The sequence below is a fragment of the Streptomyces bobili genome (assembly GCF_002154575.1).
GTDB classification, from domain to species: Bacteria; Actinomycetota; Actinomycetes; order Streptomycetales; family Streptomycetaceae; genus Streptomyces; species Streptomyces bobili.
The window spans coordinates 1-5,131 of sequence record NZ_MUBA01000174.1 but is presented as its reverse complement, the minus strand read 5'-3'; the positions used below and the strand labels follow the sequence as shown (position 1 = coordinate 5,131).

Below are 5,131 nucleotides of genomic sequence, written 5' to 3'. Positions count from 1 at the left end.
GAACGGACGCTTCCTTTGTACTCACCCGAGAGACTCTCTCAGGCTTTCCTCCGGGCGCTTCCCTTCGGTCTTGCGTTTCCGACTCTATCAGACCGTTTCCGGTTCCGATTTCCTCGGTGCTTTCCAGGTTCCCGCTTTTGTTTCGCGGTTTCCTTTCCGGCGGTTCCGACTTTATCAGAAGTTCTGAGTCGGATTTCCCGCCCCTCCCGGTCACCGTCCGGCGCGCTAGGCGTCGTGTGGTTCCCGTTCTGGCGGAGCCGTAAACGTACTGGAGCGGGGCGCCCCGATGCAAATCGAGGGGCCCCGCTCCGGGGTTGACGCCTGCGAGGTGTCGTCAGCCGGTCAGACCTCCACGACGACCGGGAGGATCATCGGCCTGCGCCGGTAGGTGTCGGAGACCCATTTGCCCAGGGTGCGGCGGATGAGCTGCTGCAGCTGGTGGGGCTCAACCACTCCGTCTTGCGCCGAGCGCTCCAGGACCTCGTTGATCTTCGGGATGACGGCTCCGAAGGCGGAGTCGTCGATACCCGAGCCGCGGGCCTGGATGTGCGGGCCGGCGGTGATCTTGCCGGTTGAGGAGTCGACGACCAGGAAGACCGAGATGATGCCCTCGTCGCCGAGGATCTTCCGGTCCTTGAGGGCCGGCTCGCCCACATCGCCGACCGAGAGGCCGTCGACGTACACGTACCCCGCCTGGACCTTGCCGGTGATCTTGGCCTTGCCCTCGACGAGGTCGACGACGACGCCGTCCTCGGCGATGACGATGCGGTCGTGCGGGACGCCGGTCAGGGCGCCCAGCTCGGCGTTGGCGCGCAGGTGGCGCCATTCGCCGTGGACCGGCATCAGGTTCTTCGGCCGGCAGATGTTGTAGAAGTACAGGAGTTCGCCCGCGGACGCGTGGCCCGAGACGTGCACCTTGGCGTTGCCCTTGTGGATGACGTTCGCACCCCAGCGGGTCAGGCCGTTGATCACGCGGTAGACCGCGTTCTCGTTGCCGGGGATGAGTGACGACGCCAGGATCACGGTGTCGCCGTCGACGATGCGGATCTGGTGGTCACGGTTGGCCATGCGGGACAGGGCGGCCATCGGTTCGCCCTGCGAGCCCGTGCAGACCAGGACCACCTCGTGGTCCGGAAGGTCGTCGAGGGTGCGGACGTCCACCACCAGTCCCGGCGGGACCTTGAGATAGCCCAGATCGCGGGCGATCCCCATGTTGCGGACCATCGAGCGGCCGACGAAGGCGACCCGGCGGCCGTACTCGTGGGCCGCGTCCAGGATCTGCTGGATGCGGTGGACGTGGCTGGCGAAGCTCGCCACGATGATCCGCTTGCCGGCGTTCGCGAAGACCGTGCGCAGGACGTTGGAGATGTCCCGCTCGGGCGGGACGAACCCCGGGACCTCGGCGTTCGTCGAGTCGGAGAGGAGAAGGTCGATGCCTTCCTCGCTGAGCCGGGCGAACGCGTGCAGGTCCGTGAGGCGGTTGTCCAGCGGGAGCTGGTCCATCTTGAAGTCGCCCGTGTGGACCACCATGCCGGCCGGCGTGCGGATGGCGACCGCGAGCGCGTCCGGGATGGAGTGGTTGACCGCGACGAACTCGCAGTCGAACGGGCCGATGCGCTCGCGGTGCCCCTCCTTCACCTCAAGGGTGTAAGGGCGGATGCGGTGCTCCTGGAGCTTGGCCTCGATGAGGGCGAGGGTCAGCTTGGAGCCGATCAGCGGGATGTCCGGCTTCTCCCGCAGGAGGTAGGGGACGGCGCCGATGTGGTCCTCGTGGCCATGGGTGAGGACGATGCCCTCGATGTCGTCGAGACGGTCCCGGATGGACGTGAAGTCCGGCAGGATCAGGTCGATGCCCGGCTGCTCCTCCTCGGGGAAGAGCACTCCGCAGTCGACGATCAGCAGGCGACCGCCGTACTCGAAGACCGTCATGTTGCGGCCGATCTCGCCGAGGCCGCCGAGCGGGGTGACCCTCAGGCTTCCCTCGGGGAGCGGCGGAGGCGGGCCCAGTTCAGGGTGCGGATGACTCAAAAGACTCTCCTCAAACACGCGCGCCACGTACCGGTCGGGCACGTGGCGCTCGTGACGTTCGTGCAGAAGCAGTTGTGGATGGGTGCAGGCACCGGTGGCCTGCCGTATTCAGTTGTGAAGTCTGGTGTCAGAGCTGTACCCCGCCGGCGGCGAGATCGATCTTGAGCTGGGCGATCTCTTCCGCGGTGAGTTCCACCATCGGTGGCCGCAGCGGGCCCGCGGGGAGGCCCTGGAGGGTGAGTGCGGCCTTGGTGGTCATGACGCCCTGGGTGCGGAACATGCCCGTGTAGACCGGGAGCAGCTTCTGGTGGATCTCCGCGGCCTTCTGCACGTCACCGGAGGTGAACGCGTCGACGAGGGCGCGCAGGTCCGGGGTGACGACATGGCCGACGACGGAGACGAAGCCGACCGCGCCCACGGAGAGCAGCGGCAGGTTCAGCATGTCGTCGCCGGAGTACCAGGCGAGGCCGGAGCGGGCGATGGCCCAGCTGGCGCGGCCGAGGTCGCCCTTGGCGTCCTTGTTGGCGACGATTCGCGGGTGCTCGGCCAGGCGGACGAGCGTCTCGGTGCCGATGGGGACGCCGCTGCGGCCCGGGATGTCGTAGAGCATGACGGGCAGCTCGGTGGCGTCGGCGATCGCCGTGAAGTGCCGGTACAGGCCCTCCTGCGGGGGCTTGTTGTAGTACGGCGTGACGACGAGCACGCCGTGTGCGCCGGTCCGCTGCGCCGCGCGCGCCAGCTCGATGCTGTGGTGGGTGTCGTTGGTGCCGACTCCGGCCACCACGTGGGCCCGGTCTCCGACGGCCTCCAGGACGGCGCGTACCAGGTCCGATTTCTCCGCGTCACTGGTGGTGGGGGACTCGCCGGTGGTGCCGTTGACGATCAGGCCGTCGTTGCCTGCGTCCACCAGGTGGGTGGCGAGCCGCTGCGCGCCGTCGAGGTCGAGTGCGCCGTCCGCCGTGAACGGCGTGACCATGGCGGTGAGGACCCGCCCGAAGGGGGTCTGCGGAGTGGAGGTCGGAGCCATGGGTAACACGCTACTCGTTGCTCAGGGTGGGGTCTGCCCTAGGGGCAGGCGACAAGTGGTGACAAATGCGGAGCCCGGCACTGCCTGCTCGGGGGTTCAAGCAGTGCCGGGTCCGTTTGATCAGGCTAGATGAACTTCTCTAAATGCCGCAATACGGACACTTCGCACGGATGATCCGTACATACGTCTCCGTTAGGGGGCGACCCTGCCGTTGGCGTTGAAGGCCGCGTGGGTGAGGGGCATGAGCCGCGCCCACTCCGACTCCATCCGCTCGCCGACCATCTCGATCTCCCGCTGCGGGAAGGACGGGACCTTGGCCAGTTCGTGCTGGGTGCGCAGGCCGAGGAAGTGCATCAGGGAGCGCGCGTTGCAGGTGGCGTACATCGAGGAGAACAGGCCGACCGGGAGGACCGCGCGGGCGACCTCGCGGGCGACGCCGGCGGCGAGCATCTCCTGATAGGCCGAATAGGCCTGGCGGTAGGAGTCCTCCATGCTGCGGCCGACCAGCGCCTGCTGGTCCTCGCTGCCCTCCACGAAGACGTACTTGCCGGGGCGGCCCTGCTGTACGAGCTTGCGGTCCTCGCCGGGGACGTAGAAGACGGGCTGCAGCTCCCGGTACCGGCCCGACTCCTCGTTGTAGGACCAGCCTGCGCGGTGCCGCATGAACTCGCGGAAGACGAAGATCGGGGCGCTGATGAAGAAGGTCATCGAGTTGTGTTCGAAGGGGCTGCCGTGGCGGTCCCGCATCAGGTAGTTGATCAGGCCCTTCGAGCGTTCGGGGTCCTTCTTCAGCTCGTCCAGGGACTGCTCGCCGGCGGTCGAGACGCGGGCCGCGAACAGCACGTCCGCGTCGGACGCGGTGTGCTTGACCAGTTCGACGGTGACGTCGCTCCGGAGTTCGATCTTGGCCTCGTCGTCAGGGGTGGGGGTCACGGTTCGGGGTCCTTCCATCGCGTCTTCGGAGCGGCGCCAACTTTACGGGGGTCGCCGGGCCGGGAGTTGCCGGGCGCCCGCGAGACTCGTGCGGGACGTCTGCTGATATGGGGCACGTTTTCGGGCACTCGCTCGTCTGTATCACTGACGACGCTTCGCTGACGACATTGCACTGACGACGCGTCATAGACGACGCAATCACTCACGGCTGTCTCCCCAGGAGGAAGTACCCACCATGTTCCGCCGGCGCGAACCCGTACCCTTCGCCTTCCTCGCCGAGGCCGACAGGTTCCGTAGCAATGTGACTCCGCCGCCCCCCGAGCGCTCCTCCTGGCGGGAGATAGCCGGGCGCTGGCTCTTGGGGCTCACCATCGTGGCCTCGCTGGTGGGTTCGCTGGTCGTCGGGATGCCGGCGCTGTCCCTGGATCACTCCGCGCAGACCCAGCAGTCGCAGGCCTCGCAGGACCGCTGACGCCCGTCCGGACCCCCGAAGGTGGTGAGCGGGGACACAGCCGGATAGCCTCACCGGCACAGCCCACGCATGGACGAGTGAGGATCAGCCGTGCCCCTGCCCTTCCTGACGGCCGACCGCGCATTCGAGGCGGCGGACGACGTCGCGCTGCCCTTCGACGACCGTGAGCACTGGCGGCGTCCCTACCGGCCCGGCCCGTGGCGGGTCGCGGCGGCCGCGCTGTGCTTGCTGCTCGCCTCGTACGTCCTGTTCGCGGCGGTGGTCATCGCGTTGACCGGCTCGGTGTCCGAGGCCGGTGTCATCTTCGGTGTCTCGCTGCTGGTGATCGCCTGTGCGCTGCGGCTGCTGCGGATGGGGGTGTGGGTGAGTTCGCGCGGGGTGCGGCAGGTGAACTTCTTCATCACGCGGACGGTGACCTGGAACCGGGTCGTGGCGGTGCGGACCGCTCAGCAGCCGGTGCGCTGGATGGGGCTGCCGCGGACCGTGCAGGGCCAGGCGCTGACCGTCGTACGGCGGGACCGGGCCTCGGAGGGGCCGCTGCCGCTGCTGACGACGCACGGGGCCGACTTCCTGGCGCGGCCGGAGGCGTTCGACCGGGCCGCGGACTCGGTGGAGGCGTGGGCCGACGAGTACCGCCGGCCCTGAGGCCATACGTGAAGGGGCCCGGTCCG

The 5,131-nt window shown here is 68.2% G+C and carries 5 protein-coding genes; 2 read left to right on the top strand and 3 right to left on the bottom strand.

What is annotated here, in order from left to right; all coding sequences use genetic code 11:
- Positions 1 to 342: 342 nt before the first annotated feature.
- The 3 genes from BZL64_RS14885 to thyX form a co-directional block, all read right to left on the bottom strand.
- Entirely contained in the window at positions 343 to 2,028 is a 1,686-nt protein-coding gene (locus BZL64_RS14885; RefSeq protein ID WP_086769667.1) for a ribonuclease J, read from the bottom strand.
- A 127-nt stretch (positions 2,029 to 2,155) separates the two neighbouring features.
- The gene (dapA, locus tag BZL64_RS14880) at positions 2,156 to 3,055 is read right to left on the bottom strand and encodes a 4-hydroxy-tetrahydrodipicolinate synthase (protein ID WP_086769666.1); all 900 of its coding nucleotides are present in this window, start codon (positions 3,053 to 3,055) and stop codon (positions 2,156 to 2,158) included.
- Positions 3,056 to 3,247: 192 nt separating this feature from the next.
- Complete coding sequence (thyX, locus tag BZL64_RS14875; RefSeq protein WP_086769665.1) at positions 3,248 to 3,988, bottom strand: FAD-dependent thymidylate synthase; 741 nt, start codon at positions 3,986 to 3,988, stop codon at positions 3,248 to 3,250.
- A 235-nt stretch (positions 3,989 to 4,223) separates the two neighbouring features.
- Between thyX and BZL64_RS14870 the strand changes: the two genes are divergently transcribed.
- Together BZL64_RS14870 and BZL64_RS14865 are read left to right on the top strand one after the other, a co-directional pair.
- Complete coding sequence (locus BZL64_RS14870) at positions 4,224 to 4,460, top strand: hypothetical protein (protein WP_086769664.1); 237 nt, start codon at positions 4,224 to 4,226, stop codon at positions 4,458 to 4,460.
- 90 nt (positions 4,461 to 4,550) lie between these two features.
- The gene (locus tag BZL64_RS14865) at positions 4,551 to 5,105 is read left to right on the top strand and encodes a hypothetical protein (protein ID WP_086769663.1); all 555 of its coding nucleotides are present in this window, start codon (positions 4,551 to 4,553) and stop codon (positions 5,103 to 5,105) included.
- The last annotated feature ends 26 nt before the right edge of the window (positions 5,106 to 5,131 follow it).